This is a genomic window from Bradyrhizobium sp. CB1015, from assembly GCF_025200925.1.
GTDB lineage: Bacteria > Pseudomonadota > Alphaproteobacteria > Rhizobiales > Xanthobacteraceae > Bradyrhizobium.
The window spans coordinates 5292725-5308989 of sequence record NZ_CP104174.1; the positions used below are offsets into that span (position 1 = coordinate 5292725).

The 16265-nt window shown below is 65.4% G+C and carries 15 protein-coding genes; 1 reads left to right on the forward strand and 14 read right to left on the reverse strand.

Annotated features, from left to right (window positions below):
- Window positions 1-55 precede the first annotated feature (55 nt).
- Window positions 56-451 carry a RidA family protein gene (locus N2604_RS24620; protein WP_260370761.1) on the forward strand — a complete coding sequence of 132 codons (396 nt, stop codon included), beginning with the start codon at window positions 56-58 and terminating at the stop codon, window positions 449-451.
- 119 nt (window positions 452-570) lie between these two features.
- Here the strand turns inward: N2604_RS24620 and N2604_RS24625 are convergent, their stop codons facing one another.
- The 14 genes from N2604_RS24625 to nuoL all read right to left on the reverse strand — a co-directional run bounded on the left by N2604_RS24625 (window position 571) and on the right by nuoL (window position 16264).
- Window positions 571-1599, reverse strand: coding sequence for an ABC transporter ATP-binding protein (locus N2604_RS24625; RefSeq protein WP_260370762.1), 1029 nt, complete (start codon window positions 1597-1599; stop codon window positions 571-573).
- On the reverse strand, window positions 1592-2572 hold the full coding sequence (locus tag N2604_RS24630) for an ABC transporter ATP-binding protein (protein ID WP_260370763.1): 981 nt from the start codon (window positions 2570-2572) through the stop codon (window positions 1592-1594). Before N2604_RS24630 ends, N2604_RS24625 begins: the two co-directional genes overlap by 8 nt.
- The gene (locus N2604_RS24635; protein WP_260370764.1) at window positions 2569-3390 is read right to left on the reverse strand and encodes an ABC transporter permease; all 822 of its coding nucleotides are present in this window, start codon (window positions 3388-3390) and stop codon (window positions 2569-2571) included. Before N2604_RS24635 ends, N2604_RS24630 begins: the two co-directional genes overlap by 4 nt.
- Window positions 3387-4310, reverse strand: a complete 924-nt coding sequence (locus N2604_RS24640; protein WP_260370765.1) for an ABC transporter permease — start codon at window positions 4308-4310, stop codon at window positions 3387-3389. Before N2604_RS24640 ends, N2604_RS24635 begins: the two co-directional genes overlap by 4 nt.
- A gap of 55 nt (window positions 4311-4365) precedes the next feature.
- A complete protein-coding gene (locus N2604_RS24645) occupies window positions 4366-5955 on the reverse strand; it encodes an ABC transporter substrate-binding protein (protein WP_260370766.1) in 1590 nt (529 codons plus the stop codon).
- 193 nt (window positions 5956-6148) lie between these two features.
- On the reverse strand, window positions 6149-7435 hold the full coding sequence (gene mtnK, locus N2604_RS24650; protein ID WP_260376303.1) for an S-methyl-5-thioribose kinase: 1287 nt from the start codon (window positions 7433-7435) through the stop codon (window positions 6149-6151).
- Window positions 7436-7467: 32 nt separating this feature from the next.
- Window positions 7468-7815, reverse strand: a complete 348-nt coding sequence (locus N2604_RS24655) for a hypothetical protein (RefSeq protein WP_260370767.1) — start codon at window positions 7813-7815, stop codon at window positions 7468-7470.
- A gap of 203 nt (window positions 7816-8018) precedes the next feature.
- Window positions 8019-8294, reverse strand: a complete 276-nt coding sequence (locus tag N2604_RS24660) for a DUF1467 family protein (RefSeq protein ID WP_260370768.1) — start codon at window positions 8292-8294, stop codon at window positions 8019-8021.
- Window positions 8295-8303: 9 nt separating this feature from the next.
- Window positions 8304-8708, reverse strand: coding sequence for a methylmalonyl-CoA epimerase (gene mce / locus N2604_RS24665; protein WP_260370769.1), 405 nt, complete (start codon window positions 8706-8708; stop codon window positions 8304-8306).
- A 10-nt stretch (window positions 8709-8718) separates the two neighbouring features.
- Window positions 8719-10389 (reverse strand): ribonuclease J, encoded by a 1671-nt coding sequence (locus tag N2604_RS24670; RefSeq protein WP_260370770.1) that lies wholly within the window; start codon window positions 10387-10389, stop codon window positions 8719-8721.
- Entirely contained in the window at window positions 10389-11195 is an 807-nt protein-coding gene (locus N2604_RS24675; RefSeq protein ID WP_260370771.1) for a biotin--[acetyl-CoA-carboxylase] ligase, read from the reverse strand. The genes N2604_RS24670 and N2604_RS24675 overlap by 1 nt, the downstream gene beginning before the upstream one ends.
- Before the next feature lies 1 nt (window position 11196).
- Window positions 11197-12633: an NADH-quinone oxidoreductase subunit NuoN gene (gene nuoN, locus N2604_RS24680; RefSeq protein ID WP_260370772.1), complete on the reverse strand. Its 1437-nt coding sequence runs from the start codon at window positions 12631-12633 to the stop codon at window positions 11197-11199.
- Window positions 12634-12655: 22 nt separating this feature from the next.
- On the reverse strand, window positions 12656-14164 hold the full coding sequence (locus N2604_RS24685) for an NADH-quinone oxidoreductase subunit M (RefSeq protein ID WP_260370773.1): 1509 nt from the start codon (window positions 14162-14164) through the stop codon (window positions 12656-12658).
- Entirely contained in the window at window positions 14165-16264 is a 2100-nt protein-coding gene (gene nuoL / locus N2604_RS24690; RefSeq protein WP_260370774.1) for an NADH-quinone oxidoreductase subunit L, read from the reverse strand. It abuts the gene before it with no gap.
- Window position 16265 lies beyond the last annotated feature (1 nt).

Sequence of the window (16265 nt, forward strand, 5' to 3'; positions counted from 1 at the left end):
CCTGCGCAGTGAAGCCCGATCACTCGGGGCCGGGGTTCAACCAAGGCGAACAACGATGAAGACACTGAACCCATCTACCGTCTGGGCCGTGCCCGAGCCGTTCCGGACGATCTACAGCCACGCTGTCGAAGCCCCTGCGGGCCGCACCCTCTACGTCTCAGGTCAGCTCGGCGTTGCGCCAGACGGACAAATGCACGCCGAGTTCCCTGAACAGCTCGAGCAGGCGATGGATAACGTGGAAGCCTTGCTGGGTGCCGCGGGAATGGCCCTTTCCGACGTGGTCAAGGCGACATTTTTTCTGACCCAAGCCACTGATCTCCCATCACTTGGCCAGGGGCGCCGCGGGCGCTGGGCCTCGGAGACGCCCCCAGCGGTGACCGTCCTCGTCGTTGCCGCGTTGGCTCGGCCCGACGCGCTGATCGAGGTCGAAGTCACGGCCGTTCGATCGTAGTTACAGGGTGGGGGCTCTGAACCGGCGGGCCGCCTTCTTTAAGGACCGGCCCCTCTGGGCCGTTCCCTGTTTAGGGTTGACCGCCTGGTGGTATAGATGCGCCTCCCCCTTTCGGCGCATCAGCCCTCGGTCGAGACTAACGCCACCCGCCCCGCAATCTCCTCACTCCGCCAGCACCGCACCGCGTGCCCATCCGCCCGCGTCTCCAGCGCCGGCCCTGGCTCGCTCCGGCACACCGCCTCCGCGTAGCGGCACCGCGGGCTGAACGCGCAGCCGTTCGGCGGGTTGAGCGGATTGGGCAAGTCGCCGCCTGTGGTCGCCAGCGGGGCATGGCGCAGGGGATCGGGGATGGCGGCGATCAGGGCCTGCGTGTAGGGGTGCGCCGGGCGTTCGAAGATCTCGCGCCAGTCGCCGTTCTCCACGATACGGCCGAGATACATCACCGCGACGCGGTCGCTCATGTGCTCGACGACGCCGAGATCATGGCTGATCATGATGTAGGACAGGCCGAGCGTGTCCTTCAGCTCCAGCAGCAGGTTGATGATCTGGGCGCGGATCGAGACGTCGAGCGCCGAGACCGGCTCGTCGCAGATGACGATCTTCGGGTTGAGGATCAGCGCACGGGCGATGCCGATGCGCTGGCGCTGGCCGCCGGAGAATTCATGCGGATAGCGGTCGGCCTGCTCGGGGCGCAGGCCGACATGCTTCAGCATCGTCGCAACGCGGTCCTCGATCTCGCTCTTCGCGGTCACGCCGTGCACACGCAGGGGATCCTCTAACGTGCGGCGAACGGTCTGGCGCGGATTGAGCGAGGCGTAGGGATCCTGGAACACGATCTGCACGATGCGGGCGAGCGCCTTGCGGTCGCCGGATTGCCGGTTCGTGACGACCTGCCCGTCCAGCACGATGCGGCCGCGCGTCGGCGTGAGCAGGCCGAGGATCGAGAGCGCGACCGTCGACTTGCCCGAGCCGGATTCGCCGACGAGGCCGAGGCATTCACCGCGCTTCAGCCTGAGGTCGACGCCGTCGACGGCGCGGAGCAGCCGACGGCCGCGGCCCAGCAGGCCGCCTCCAAGCGGAAAATGAACGGCGAGATCCTCCACGCTGAGGATCACGTCGTCGTCCGCTCGGCCCTGCGGTTCATGCATGGTGGTGACACCGGACGAAACCGCCCGCCTCCAACCCATCCGTCTGCGGCGCGGTGGTTCGGCAAATCTCCGTTGCCTGCGCGCAACGCGGATTGAACCGGCAGCCGTCCGGGAAACGCGTGATCGCCGGCACGACGCCCGCGATCTCCTTCAGCCTGCTGCGGCCGAGCGCAGCGCGGCTGCCCAGCCGCGGCAGCGAATCCACGAGGCCCTGCGTATAGGGATGGGAGGGCGCGCGGAAGATGTCGGCCGAGCCGCGCTCCTCGACGATGCGGCCGGCATACATGACGGCAACACGACGGCAGACATTGGCGACGAGGCCGAGATCGTGGCTGATCATCAGGATCGCCGTTCCGCGCTCGGCGCACAGATTGCGCATCAGCTCGATGATCTCCGCCTGCACGGTGACGTCGAGCGCGGTGGTCGGCTCGTCGGCGATCAAGAGGTCCGGACCGCAGGCCAGCGCAATGGCGATCATCACGCGCTGGCGCATCCCGCCGGAGAGCTGATGCGGATAGTCCCTCACGCGCCGCTCGGGCGCGGGGACGCGAACGCTCGCGAGCGCCTCGACCGCCAGCTGGTTGGCCTCCCGCCAGCTCTTGCCCTTGTGCAGCACGAACATCTCGGCGATCTGCCGCCCCACCGGCGAGACCGGGTTCAGCGCCGTCATCGGCTCCTGGAAGATCATGGCGATGCGATTGCCGCGCAGCTCGCGTTGCCTTGCGGCGGACAAGTGCTGGATCTCCTGGTCTTCGAACCGGATGACGCCGCCGGCGATCGACAAGGGCGGTCGCAGCAGGCCGATCAGGGCGAGCGCCGTGATGCTCTTGCCGCAACCGGACTCGCCGACGAGGCCGAACGTCTCGCCGCGATCGATGCGGAACGAAACGCCTTCGGCCGCCGCAACGCGCCTTAATCCGTCATCGAGATCGATGCGGAGATCCTCGACCACGAGCAGCGGGCTGCCTGTCATGTGCGCCGGCTCCGGGATTGCGGATCGAGAATGTCGCGCAGGCCATCGCCGAGCAGATTGAGGCCGAGCACGGTCAGGAAGATGGCAAGGCCCGGGAAAATCGATAGCCACGGCGCCGTCGTGATCTGCTCCCGGGCTTCCGACAACATGCTGCCCCAGCTCGGAAACGGCGGACGGACGCCGAGACCCAGGAACGACAATGCGGCTTCGGACAGGACCGCGCTGCCCATGCCCAGCGTGCCGATGACGACGATCGGCCCCAGCATGTTCGGCAGGAGCTGCGTGATCATGATGCGCACATCACCATAGCCGAGCACGGTGGCCGCCTGCACATAGCCCTGGCTCCGCAGCGACAGCGCCGAGGCCCGTGCGAGGCGGCAGGTGAACGACCAGTTGGTCAGCCCGAGGGCGATCAAGAGGCTGGTCAGGCCGGGACCGAGCACCGCCATGATGGCGAGCGCGAAAATCAACGAGGGGATCGCGAGCATGAGATTGGTCAGGCCGTTGACGACATCGTCCCACCAGCCGCCGAAATAGCCGGCGCTGAGGCCGAGCGCGACGCCAATGACGCTGTTGATGAGCTGGGAAACGATGCCGACCGTCAGCGAGACGCGCGCGCCGTAGAGGACGCGGGAATAGATGTCGCGGCCCTGCGCGTCGGTGCCGAACCACCAGGTCCAGCTCGGGGGCTCCTCCGCATTCATGAGGTTGGCGTCCATGACGGGATCGGTGTGCGCCAGCCACGGCGCGAGCAGGCCGACGGCGATCGCCAGCGCGAACAACGCTCCCCCGATGACGAGATTGGCGCGGAGCTTCATGCGTATCTGATCCTGGGATCGATCACGCCGTAGAGCACGTCGATCAAGAGATTGATCACGAGAAAGAACAGCACCACGACGAGGATGGAGCCCTGGACGGCTGGAATGTCGCGCTGGAGCACGCTGTCCACCAGCAGCGAGCCGATGCCAGGCCAGGAGAACAGTTTCTCGACCACGACCGCCTGCCCCATCAGCGCGCCGAATTGCAGGCCCATGGTCGTGAGGATGAGGACGAGCGCGTTGCGCATCACGTGCCACTTGACGACCCGGGTCTCGCTCATGCCCTTCGAGCGCGCGGTGCGGACGAAGTCGGCGGTCATGATCTCGAGCACCGCCGCGCGCGTCGTCCGCGCCAGCAGCGCCATCGGCGAAACACCGAGGGCCAGGGCCGGCAGGACCAGATATTTCAATCCCCCGTCGCCATAGCCGAAGCTCGGCAGCCAGCCGAGCTTCAACGCGAACAGGTACATCAAGAGCAGTCCGAGCCAGAACTTGGCGATCGAAAGGCCCGACACCGCGACGATCATTGCGAGCGTGTCGACGAGGCCGCCGGGCCGCAGAGCAGCGACGAAGCCGAGGGGAACGCCGACCACGACCGCAAACGCCATGGACGCGAAGATCAGCTGCAGCGTCGGCCATGCCCGCTTGGCGATCATGGTCGTGACAGGCTCGCGGGTGCGGAACGAGGTTCCGAAATCGCCGGTCGCGAGCTGGGCGATGTAGGTGCCGAAGCGCAGGTAGACGGGCTGATCGAGGCCGAGCTGCTTCTTCAAGCGCAGCTCGATCTGCGGATCGCTGTCGTCGCTCATGGTCGAGGCGATGCTGCCGGGAACGACGCTGAACAGCACGAACACCAGCAGCACGACGGCGAGCACGGTCGGAATGGTCTGCAGGACGCGGCGGATCAGGAACGAGAGCATCTCAACTTTTCTCCGCTCCCGCCCTCGCCGGTCGCGCTAGGCGGGAGCGCGCGTGTCACTTCGCGGGCGAGGTCTCGTCGACCCAGAGGTCCTCGACGTTCTGGTGGGTCAGCTCCGTCGCGTTCAACTGAACCCCCTTGAGCCAGGGCTGCACCGCCATGACGGCCTTGTTGTAGTTGAAGAACCAGACCGGCGCCTCCTCGTAGAGCAGCGCATTGGCCTTCTGCAGCAGCTGGATGCGCTTTGCGGGATCGTCGGCCTGGCCGGCCTCGTCGAGGATCTTGTCGAACTCGGCATTCTTGAAGGTCGTGTAGTTGCAGGCCGACTGCGGCGTCGCCGAATGGAAGCATTTCAGCGCGCCTTGCGGATCCGGGCCGCTTGCCTGGGAATAGACGAAAGCCTGGTAGTCGCCGGTGCGAACCACCTCCGCCAGCACCGCGGTTTCGACCTGCTTGACCTTGGCCTTGATGCCGACCTTGTCCAGCATCGGGATGACAGCCGAAACGATCGGCAGGCCCCAGCTTTCATTCTGGCTCGTGGTCCATTCGAACTCGAAGCCGGATGCGTAGCCGGCCTCGGTGAGCAATTGCTTGGCCTTGGCGGGATCGTAGGGGTAAGGCTTCATCGCCTTGTCGTAGGCCGGCGAGGTCAGCGGCAGCCAGCTGGTGGCGCGATAGGCCTTGCCCTTGACCAGCTTGTTGATGATCAAATCGGTGTCGATGGCGTAGTTGATCGCCTGCCTCACGCGCTTGTCCGAGAACGGCTTGAACGCGGGATTCATGCCCATGTAGCGCGTAAACACCTCGGCGACCTCGACGATGGTGCCCTTGAGGTCGGTGTCGGACTGGTAGGCGACGTATTGCGCGGGTCCCAGCACCGAGGTGTCGATCTCCTTGTTGCGGAAGGCGACGTCGCGCGCCGCGGCCTCGCCCATGACCGACACGACGATCTTGTCGGCATAGGGCTTGCCGGGCTTGTAGAACCGGTCCCAGCGCTCCAGGACGATGCGCGATCCCGGCACGTGCTCGACGAACTTGAACGGCCCGAGACCGATCGGCTTCTGGATGAAGCTTTCCTTGGCCGCCTCGTCGGCAGGATAGATCGAGGTCAGCGCGGTGAAGAAGTAGAAGCCCGGATCGACCTTCTCGGTCAGCTTCATCTCGATGGTGAAGTCGTCGATCTTCTTCAGGCCGGAGATGTCCTTGGCCTGGCCCTTTTCGACTGCGGCCGCGCCCTCGATCACACGGACGTAACGCGCGCCGGGATAGGCTTTGCTGCCGTCCATGATGCGGTTGTAGGACCAGATGACGTCGTCGGCCGTCATCTTGCGCCCGCTGTGGAAATAGGCATCGTCGCGCAGCTTGAAAGTGTGAACGAGGCCTCCGCCGGAGACCACATCCTCCTTGGCGAGCTCCAGCACCGGCTTGCCTTCCGCCGAATTCCAGATGTAGAGCGAGCGGTGCAGGGCCTTGGCGTAAATCTCGTCCTGGGCGCGCTGCGTGGTGTGAATGTCGAGGCTGGTGAAACTCGAGCCGTAGGGCGCCGTCATGCGGATGGTTCCGCCCTTGCGGGGCGTCTGCGCCTCCGCTGATCCGGCAAGCGCCAGTCCCAAACCGGCAACGATCGCGATGGTCTTGAACATCATGTGTCCCCCGGGCAACGCAGGCGTATTCCGACACCAGATTTGATCACTCGTCGGCTGCCGAAGGCAAGCTTCGTTTTGACGGCAAATGATGCCGGTTCCTAAGGCAGTCCTTCGGCGGGAGGCATTGACGCGGTGCGTCATCGGGCGGGCAATGACGCAGCGTAGAGCGCGCTCCTCCTCGCAAGAAGCTTCGTCAGCCCGACAATTCCGGCATCCAATCCCGCAATTTTCGCGCGGCACCCGTCACATCCGCGATGGTCCGGAACGACGCCGTCTCCACCATCATCGCGCGCGCCAGTCGCACGGCGCGGGCCTCGCTGACCGCCCGCCGCTTGGGAGGCTCGATCAGCTCGAAGTCGATGTTGTGGGCGAGACCGAAGATGCGGCGGATGATTTTCGCGGCGGCGAACCCGACCACATCTGTGAACAGCCGCTGCATGTAGGCCTGCCGCTCGGCTTCCAGCCGCGCGGCTCCCTTTTCGCCGCGAAAGAGCGAGGGCGGATAGGCATCACCGGCCGCGCCGGCGCGCCAGAGATCGAGGAATTTTCGGGCAAACTGGTTCCAGACCTGCTCGACCGTCTCCAGCACCCAGGCCTCGAAGGCCGCTCGTTCGCCCGGCGCGCGCTCGTGGCCGGCGGAGGCGAAATAGGCCATCAGGAGATTGGCGAGCACAGCGCCGACGTCGAAGCCCATCGGACCGTAGAATGCGAATTCCGGGTCGATCACCCGCGTCTGGCTGTCCGTGACCATGATCGAGCCGGTGTGGAGGTCGCCATGGATCAGCGCTTCCGGGCTCGCCATGAATTTCAGCTTCAGCCGGGAGATGGCGACGTGCAGGTCCATGTCGTCGCGCAAGCTCGCGGCGAGGCCGTCGAGATAGGGCGCGGTCCAGCGGTTCTGCTCGGCGATGCGGTAGGGATCGGTGAAGATCAGGTCCTCTGTGATCTTGCAGAGTGCGTGGTTGCCGGCAAACGCGGCGATGGCCTCCTTCTTCTCGGCCGCCGATAGCGCGAGGTCGGAGGTGAAGAACAGCGTCCGCGCCATGAAGGTCGTGATATCGTCCACGAAGCGTGGATAGCGCGTTCCCGCGACCAGCCCCTTGCGCATGATGATGTGGGGCTCGAGCAGCTCCATCACGGTCAGCGCCAGGCCTTCGTTGTGATGCAGCACGGCCGGCACGAGACCGGGCGCGAGCTGGGCCTGGCGAGACAGCGCGAGATACTCGTAATGGGCGCGCGACAACGGCAAGGGCCAGCTTTCGCCGACGAGGCGGACGTAAGGCAGCGCCTGCTTCACGGCGATGCCGCCGCGCGCGCCCCTGACGATGAAGACGAGGTTGAGGTTGCCGTCGCCGACCTCGGTGATCGCCCACGAGGACGGCTCGCCGCCGAGCAGTCCCTTCAGGTCCGGCAGGCCTGCGAGATGATCCCGCAAGTCGGCCTCATGCAGAATCCGGTAGTCCCCCTGCCCCTGCGCCATGACGATCCACCCCATCTCTGTGGGCCGGATCGTTACTCCCGCTCCAGGAAGCTCGAGCCGATCTCGGCCTTTCTTTTGATGGGATCGTAATCACAATAGACGCTGTCCGCCACCAGCGTGTAGCTGGCGCTGACCGTGTATTTGTCCAGCTTGACCGAGTTCAGGCCGATCACCGAGGTGCTCTTGCCGCCGTTCCATTTGAACGGCGTCGAGCTCTTGGCCTGCTCGCAGGCCAGCACGGCTTCGTTGAAGACGTAGCCCTCGACGAAGGCCTTCAGCGTGCGCACTTGCACGGCCATTTTCCATTCGAAATAGCCGATGGCACCGAGCCCTGCGACGATCAGTATCAGAAGCGCGATGACGACACGCTGAAAAGTCATTCGTTCCCCCAACAATGAAGCAAGTACAAATACTGGCGAGACTCTCGCGCACGCCTCGTCCTTCGAGACGACCGCTTCGCGGTCTCCTCAGGATGAGGCTAACGGACATCGGTGTCCGTGGAAACTGTCGCCGCGCACTCTGTCCTCATCCTGAGGAGCCCGCTAAGAGCGGGCGTCTCGAAGGATGGGTCTCACCAAGAAACTTAAAACGGCATTCCCATCAATTTCGACAGGCGCTCGATCGAGAGATAGCCGGCGTGATAGGCCGCAATGCCGGCGCCGTAGATCACGGCCGAAATGATCGTGGTCCAGATCAGCTTGCGGCCCATCCGCGTCATGATCGGCGCGCCGGGGTCGGTGCCGGGGGCGCCGACGCCGTCCTCGTGCTGGCTGCGCACGCCGAACGGCAGCGTCAGGAACAGCGCGACCCACCAGATGACGAAGTAGATCGCAAGCGCGGTGGAGATCTGGATGGCCATGACGCGGCCCTACGCCTGCTCGATCTCGACCAGGGCGCCGGAGAAATCCTTGGGGTGCAGGAACAGCACCGGCTTGCCGTGGGCGCCGATCTTGGGCACGCCGTCGCCGAGCACCCTGGCGCCCTCCTTCACCAGCGTGTCGCGCGAGGCGATGATGTCGACGACCTCGTAGCAGACGTGGTGAATGCCGCCATCGGGATTACGCTCGATGAACTTCGCGATCGGCGAGGCCTCGCCGAGCGGCTCGATGAACTCGATCTTGGTGTTGGGCAGGGTCGCGAACACGGTAATGACGCCGTGCTCGGGCAGCGGCACGGCCTCCGAGATCTGGGCGCCGAAGGCCGCACCGTAGATCTTCGCGGCCTTGACGGCGTCCTTGGTCGCGATCGCGACATGGTTGAGCCGGCCCAACATGTTCCCCTCCCTATACCGTCAGTACATGTACCAGACAGGGGGGCTTTTTGCCCCAATGTTCGTTGATCACGGCCCGGACAGCGCGTCGCACCGACTCGGCCAGAGCGTCCGGATCGCGTCGGCGCGCCCGCGGCAGGCCTTCGATGGTCGACATCACGGCATCAAAGACGATGTCGTCGAAGGTCTCGCCGGCCCTGTTCTTCTCGGGGATGCCGACCAGATCGACCTCGGGTTCGTCGACCAGCTCCCCCTGGGCGGTCATGGCTATCGCGACGAAGGCGCAGCCGGAGAAGGCCATGCGCCGCCGCTCGATCACGGCACGGGACTTGGAATCCTCCAGGATCGTGCCGTCCTTGTAGAGACGCCCCGAGGGCACCTCGCCGACGATGCCGGGATCGCCGGGACCGAGCTTGACGAGGTCGCCGTTGCGGCAGACCAGCACGCGCGGCACGCCGGCGGCGCGGGCGAGCTTGGCGTGCTCGTGCAGGTGCAGGGCCTCGCCGTGGACGGGGATCAGGAGCTGCGGCTTCACCCAGGAGATCAAATCGCGCAGCTCGTCGCGGCGGGGATGGCCGGAGACGTGGACCAGCGCATCGCGGTCGGTGATGACCTCGACGCCCTGGAGCACCAGATTGTTGATGATCGAGCCCACGGCCTTCTCGTTGCCGGGGATGGTGCGCGAGGAGAAGATGACGCTGTCGCCGCGGTTCAGCGTGATTTCAGGATGGTCGTCATTGGCGATGCGCGACAGCGCGGCGCGCGGCTCGCCCTGGCTTCCCGTGCACAGCGCCAGCACCTTGTCCTGCGGCAGGTGGCCGTAGACCTCGGGGGAGCGGAAGTTCTGCACGCCCTCGAGATAGCCGGTCTCGCGCGCGACCTGCACCACGCGCTCCATGGCCCGGCCGACCACGACGACCTCGCGGTCGGCAGCCTTGGCGGCTTCGGCAACAGCTTTGACGCGGGCGACGTTGGAGGCAAAAGTCGTCACCGCGACGCGGCCCTTGGCGGATTTCACGAGGTCGATGATGGTTCTGGCGACCTCGGCCTCCGAGGGCGAACGGCCGTCGCGCACGGCATTGGTGGAATCGCCGATCAGAGCGAGCACGCCCTGCTCGCCCAATTCGCGCAGCCGCTTCTCGTCGGTCGGCGCGCCCAGCGTCGGGGTCGGGTCGATCTTCCAGTCGCCGGTGTGCAGCACGATGCCGGCTTCGGTATGGATCGCGAGCGCATGCGCTTCCGGAATCGAATGCGCGACGGGAATGAACTCGACGTTGAACGGGCCGATATCGACCCGGCCGCCTGAGGGCACCACGGTGACCGGAATCTCGGGCGCGTTGCGCTCGGCGGCGCATTTGGCCTCGAACAGCGCGGCGCTGAACTTGGTGGCGTAGATCGGGCATTTCAGCTTCGGCCAGAGGTCGATGATGGCGCCGAAATGATCCTCATGGGCGTGGGTCAGCACCAGGCCCATCAGGTTCTTGCGTTCCTTCTCCAGGAAGGAAATGTCGGGCATGATCAGGTCGATGCCCGGCAGATGCTCCTCGTCGCCGAAGGAGACGCCGAGATCGACGGCGAGCCAGGCGCGCTGGTGGCGGTTGCCGAGGCCGTAGATCGACAGGTTCATGCCGATCTCGCCGACGCCGCCGAGCGGCGCAAATACCAATTCGTCGGGCCTTGCCATCACGCAGCTCCCACCGAGGCGACGGGGCCGAAGAACACCTCGCCCGCCGCCACCGGCACAAGGCGGCCGTCCTCGGTGCGGACGATCAGGCAGCCGGTGTCGTCGATGGTGTCGAAAATGCCTTCCAGCGTCGTGGCTCCCGTGTGGATCGCAACCTTCTCGCCGAGGCCGGCGGCGCGCTCCAGCCAGAGCTTGCGGATCTCGGCAAAGCCGCGGCCATAGTCCCAGATGCCGCGGAATTCGACCCAGGCGTCGGACAGGGCCGTGAACAACTCCTCGGCGCTGATCTGGACGCCGAGGCCCGCCAGCGACACCGCGGGCGTCGGGGTGCCCTCGGGCGCGGCGACCACGTTGGTGCCAATGCCGACGACGACGGCGAGGCCGCCACCGACGGCCTCGGCCTCGAGGCCAATGCCGACCAGCTTCCTGCCGCCGGCGAGCACATCATTCGGCCATTTCAGGGCGTAGCGCGGCCGGCCTTCGCCGAGACGGAGCGCGGCCTCGAGGCTCACCTTCTCCAGCGCCGCCTCCTCGGCCAGCCCTGCGGCAAAGCCGAGCGTGGCGGCGACGGCGGGGGCGACGTCCATCACTTCGAGGATGCTGGCGGCGAGATTGCCGCGCGGCGCGATCCAGGCGCGCTGGCGGCGGCCGCGGCCGGCGGTCTGCTCGGAGGTGACGAACCACATCGGACCGCGCTCGCCGGCGCGGGCGTGCTCGATCGCCTCGGTGTTGGTCGAGCCGGTCCGTTCGAACGCCGCGAGCTTGTAGCCCGCGGCCGATGCGCGAGGACCGAGCGCGAAGGCCATCCTAGAACAGCGACTTTGCCGCGGCGGAGGCGACGCTCACCACGGGCCCCGCGAACAGCGCAAACAGCAGGTTGAACAGGCCCGCAACCGCCAGCACCGCCCGCACCTCGATGCGCACCGGATCGACCCGGCCGGCGGGCTCGTCGAAATACATCGTCTTGACGATGACGAGATAATAGTAGGCGCCGACGACGCTGGTCAGCACGCCGATCACGGCGAGCGTGAACAGGTTCGCCTTGATCGCGGCGACGAAGACGTACCATTTGGCGAAGAAGCCGGCGAGCGGCGGGATGCCGGCGAGCGAGAACAGCAGCATCGCGAACATGAAGGCGAGCAGCGGATTGGTGCGCGACAGGCCGGCGAAATCGCTGATCTGCTCGACGGCCTGGCCGTTGCGCTTCATGGCGAGGATGATGGAGAACGAGCCGAGCGTCATCGCGACGTAGATCACGATGTACATCAAAACGCCCTGCGCGCCCTCGACCGTGCCGGAGGCAAGGCCGACCAGCGCAAAGCCCATATGGCCGATCGAGGAATAGGCCATCAGGCGCTTGATGTTGCTCTGGCCGATCGCGGCGAAGGAGCCCAGCGCCATCGAGGCGATCGACACGAACACCAGGATCTGCTGCCATTGCGAGACGATGCCGGGGAATGCAGTCAGCGTGACGCGGGTGAAGACGGCAAGCGCGGCGACCTTCGGCGCCGAGGCGAAGAAGGCGGTGACCGGGGTCGGCGCGCCCTCGTAAACGTCCGGCGTCCACATGTGGAACGGCACGGCCGAAACCTTGAAGCAGAGGCCGACGAGCAGGAAGACGAGGCCGAACACCAGGCCGATATTCGAGACCGTCGCGGCCGAGGCGATGCCGGTGAAGCTCACGGTGCCGGTAAAGCCATAGACCAGCGAGGCCCCGTACAGCAGCATGCCCGAGGACAGCGCGCCGAGCACGAAGTACTTCAGTCCGGCCTCAGTCGACTTGGCGTTGTCGCGGTTCGAGGCCGCCACGACGTAGAGCGCCAGCGACATCAATTCCAGACCGAGATAGAGCGAGATCAGGTCGCCGGCCGAGATCAGCACCATCATGCCGAGAGTCGAGAGCAGCACCAGGATGGCGTATTCGAAGATCCGGCGCGAGGGATCGGACAGGAACTCGGTCGACAGGATCAGCGTCACCGCCGAGCCGATCAGGGCCAGGATCTTCATGAAGCGGGCGAAGTCGTCGACGATGAAGCTGCCGCCGAACGTCACCTGCTTGCCCGCGGGCTCCATGTAGACGAGCGCACCGACCACGATCAGGAGCACCACCGCCAGCGACGTGACGGTCCTGGTCGTCTCCTGCCCGCGATAGGCCCCGAGCATCAGAAGCGCCATGGCACCGACCGCGAGCACGAGCTCGGGCAGCACCGGCGCCAGTTGATAACCTGCAGTCGAAAAGCTCATGGCGATATCCTGACCTGCCCGATCACTGGAGCAGTGCGGCGGCCTTCACGGCCGTCACGGCGGTGTTGTAATTGTTGACGAGTTGCTGGACCGAGGCGGCCGACATGTCGAGCACCGGCTTCGGATAGACGCCGAACAGGATCGTCAGCGCGATCATCGGGAACAGCGTCAGGCACTCCCGGAAAGTGAGATCCTTCATGCTCATCAGCGACGGCTTGACCAGCGCCCCGAACACGACCTTGCGGTAGAGCCACAGCGCGTAGGCCGCCGAGAGGATCACACCGAAGGTGGCGAAGAACGCGGTCGGGATCGAAACCTTGAAGGTACCGAGCAACGTCATGAACTCGCCGACGAAGCCGCTCGTGCCGGGCAGACCGACATTGGCCATGGTGAAGACCATGAAGGTCATCGCGTAGAGCGGCATCCGGTTGACGAGTCCGCCATACGCCGCGATCTCGCGGGTGTGCAGGCGGTCGTAGACGACGCCGACGCAGAGGAACAGCGCGCCGGAGACGATGCCGTGCGAGATCATCTGGAACATGCCGCCGGCGACGCCTTGCATGGTGCCGGCGAAGATGCCCATGGTGACGAAGCCCATATGCGCGACCGACGAGTACGCGATCAGCTTCTTCATGTCCTCCTGCATCAGGGCCACCAGGGAGGTGTAGATGATGGCGATGACCGAGAGCGTGAAGATCAGCGGCGCGAAATCGTGCGAGGCCAGCGGGAACATCGGCAGCGAGAAGCGCAGGAAGCCGTAGCCGCCCATCTTCAGCAGGATCGCGGCAAGGACCACGGAGCCCGCGGTCGGCGCCTCGACGTGCGCGTCGGGCAGCCAGGTGTGCACCGGCCACATCGGCATCTTCACCGCGAAGGAGGCGAAGAAGGCGAGCCACGCCCAGGTCTGCAACGACCGCGGCACGGCGGTGTGCATCAGGGTCGGGATGTCGGTGGTGCCGCCGTTCCAGTACAGCGCCATGATGGCCAGCAGCATCAGGACCGAGCCGAGCAGCGTGTAGAGGAAGAACTTGAACGAGGCATAGACCCGGCGCGGACCACCCCAGACGCCGATGATCAAGAACATCGGAATCAGCCCGCCCTCGAAGAACAGGTAGAACAGCACGAGATCGAGCGCCGAGAAGGTGCCGATCATCAGCGTTTCCAGGATCAGGAACGCCATCATGTATTCGCGGACGCGGCTCGTGATCGCCTTCCAGCTCGCGATGATGCAGAACGGCATCACGGCGGTGGTGAGGATCACGAGCGGCAGCGAGATGCCGTCGACGCCCATGTGGTAGGTGATGCCGGTGGCGAGCCAGTTCGCCTTCTCGACGAACTGGAAGTCGGCGCTGTTGGGATCGAAGCGCATGACCAGGATCACCGACACCGCGAAGGTGATCAGCGTGGTCCAAAGCGCGATCCAGCGTGAATTGCGCTTGGCCGCCTCGTCATCGCCGCGGCTGAGATAGACGATCAGCGCGCCGACCACCGGCAGGAACGTCGTGACCGAAAGAATGGGCCAGGTTGTCATTTACTGGCCTCCAAAGCCGAACATGAACCAGGTGATCAGGCCGGCGGCGCCGATCAGCATGGCGAATGCGTAGTGATAGAGATAGCCGGTCTGGATCTTCACGACGTTGCGGGTGACGTCCAGCACGCGGGCGGAGACACCGTCGGGCCCGAAGCCGTCGATGATGAAGCCGTCGCCCTTCTTCCAGAGCTGATAGCCGATCCACTTCGCCGGACGGACGAAGATGAGGTCGTAGAGCTCGTCGAAGTACCATTTGTTGAGCAGGAACTGGTACAGCATCGGCTGCTCTTTTGCGAGCCGAACGGGGATGTAGGGCCGGCGGATGTAGAACAGGTACGAGACGAGGAAGCCCAGCACCATCATCACCGTCGGCAGGAAGGCGATGGTCTGCGGGATGTGGTGCATCTCCTCGATGATGTGCGGGTTCATCTTCACGGACTCGCGGAAGAATTCCTCGACGCCGTGACCGGCGAACAGCTCCTTGAACGGAAGTCCCGCGACGAACGAGCCGACCGCGAGCACGCCGATCGGGATCAGGATCCAGAGCGGGGCCTCATGTGCGGCTTCGTAGTGATGCTCGTCATGCGGCTCGCCGTGGAAGGTCTTGAAAATCAGGCGCCAGGAGTAGAACGAGGTCAGGCCGGCGGCGATGACCGTCATCAGGAAGCCGTACACCCCGAACGGATTGTGCGAGGCGTAGGCGGACTCGATGATCGCGTCCTTGGAGAAGTAGCCGGCCGTGAGCGGGAAGCCGGTCAGCGCCAGCGTGCCGACCACCATCACCGCATAGGTGTAGGGGATCTTGCGCCAGAGGCCGCCCATGTTGCGGATGTCCTGCTCGTGGTGCATCGCGTAGATCACCGAGCCGGAGCCCAGGAACAGCAGCGCCTTGAAGAAGGCGTGGGTGAACAGGTGGAACATGCCGACCGAATAGGCCCCTGCTCCCATCGCCACGAACATGTAGCCGAGCTGCGAACAGGTCGAGTAGGCGACGATGCGCTTGATGTCGTTCTGGACGAGACCGATCGTGGCGGCGAAGAACGCAGTGGTCGCGCCGAAGAACATCACGACGGCCTGGGCGGTCGGGGCGAGCTCGAACAGCGGCGACAGGCGCGCCACCATGAACACGCCCGCGGTGACCATGGTCGCGGCGTGGATCAGCGCCGACACCGGGGTGGGGCCTTCCATCGCGTCCGGCAACCAGGTGTGCAGCAGGAATTGCGCCGACTTGCCCATCGCGCCCATGAACAGCAGCAGGCAGGTCAGGGTCAGGGCGTCGGCATGCCAGCCGAGGAAGTTGATGGTCTTGCCGGTCAGGCCAGGCGCGGCGTGGAAGATGGTCTCGAAATCGGTCGAGCCGACCAGCATGAAGATCGCGAAGATGCCGAGGGCAAAACCGAAATCGCCGACGCGGTTGACCACGAATGCCTTGATGGCGGCGGCGTTCGCCGAGGGCTTCTGGTACCAGAAGCCGATCAGCAGGTAGCTGGCCAGACCCACGCCTTCCCAGCCGAAGAACAGCTGCACGAGGTTGTCCGCGGTCACCAGCATCAGCATGGCGAAGGTGAACAGCGAGAGATAGCCGAAGAAGCGCGGCCGGTACGGATCCTCGTCCATGTAGCCGATTGAATAGAGGTGCACGAGCGAGGACACGGTCGTCACCACCACCAGCATCACCGCGGTGAGCGTGTCGACGCGCAGCGTCCACCAGACCTGCAGGTCGCCGGAGAAGATGAAAGGCAGCAGCTGGATGCGGGCGTCGTGGTGCATGAAGCCGACATCGACCAGCGTCATCCAGGACAGCGCCGCCGCGACGAACAGCAGCCCGGTGGTGATCAGCTCGGCAGGGCGCGAGCCCGCCGCGGGCGGCTCGACCGGACCGTGGCCGTGGTCGTCGTGGGCGTCATCGTGATGGCTCTCGTGGATGACGGAGGCATCCTCGGTGATCGTGTCCGACGCATGCGCATGCGCACCGTGGCCGTGAGCGCCGTGATGCTCAACCTCGTCGCCCGAGGGGTTGCGGGCATGCGCGCCGACCAGGGAGATGAGCCCGGCCAGAATGGCGCCCAACAGGGGCAGGAAAACGATTGCCTGAACCATT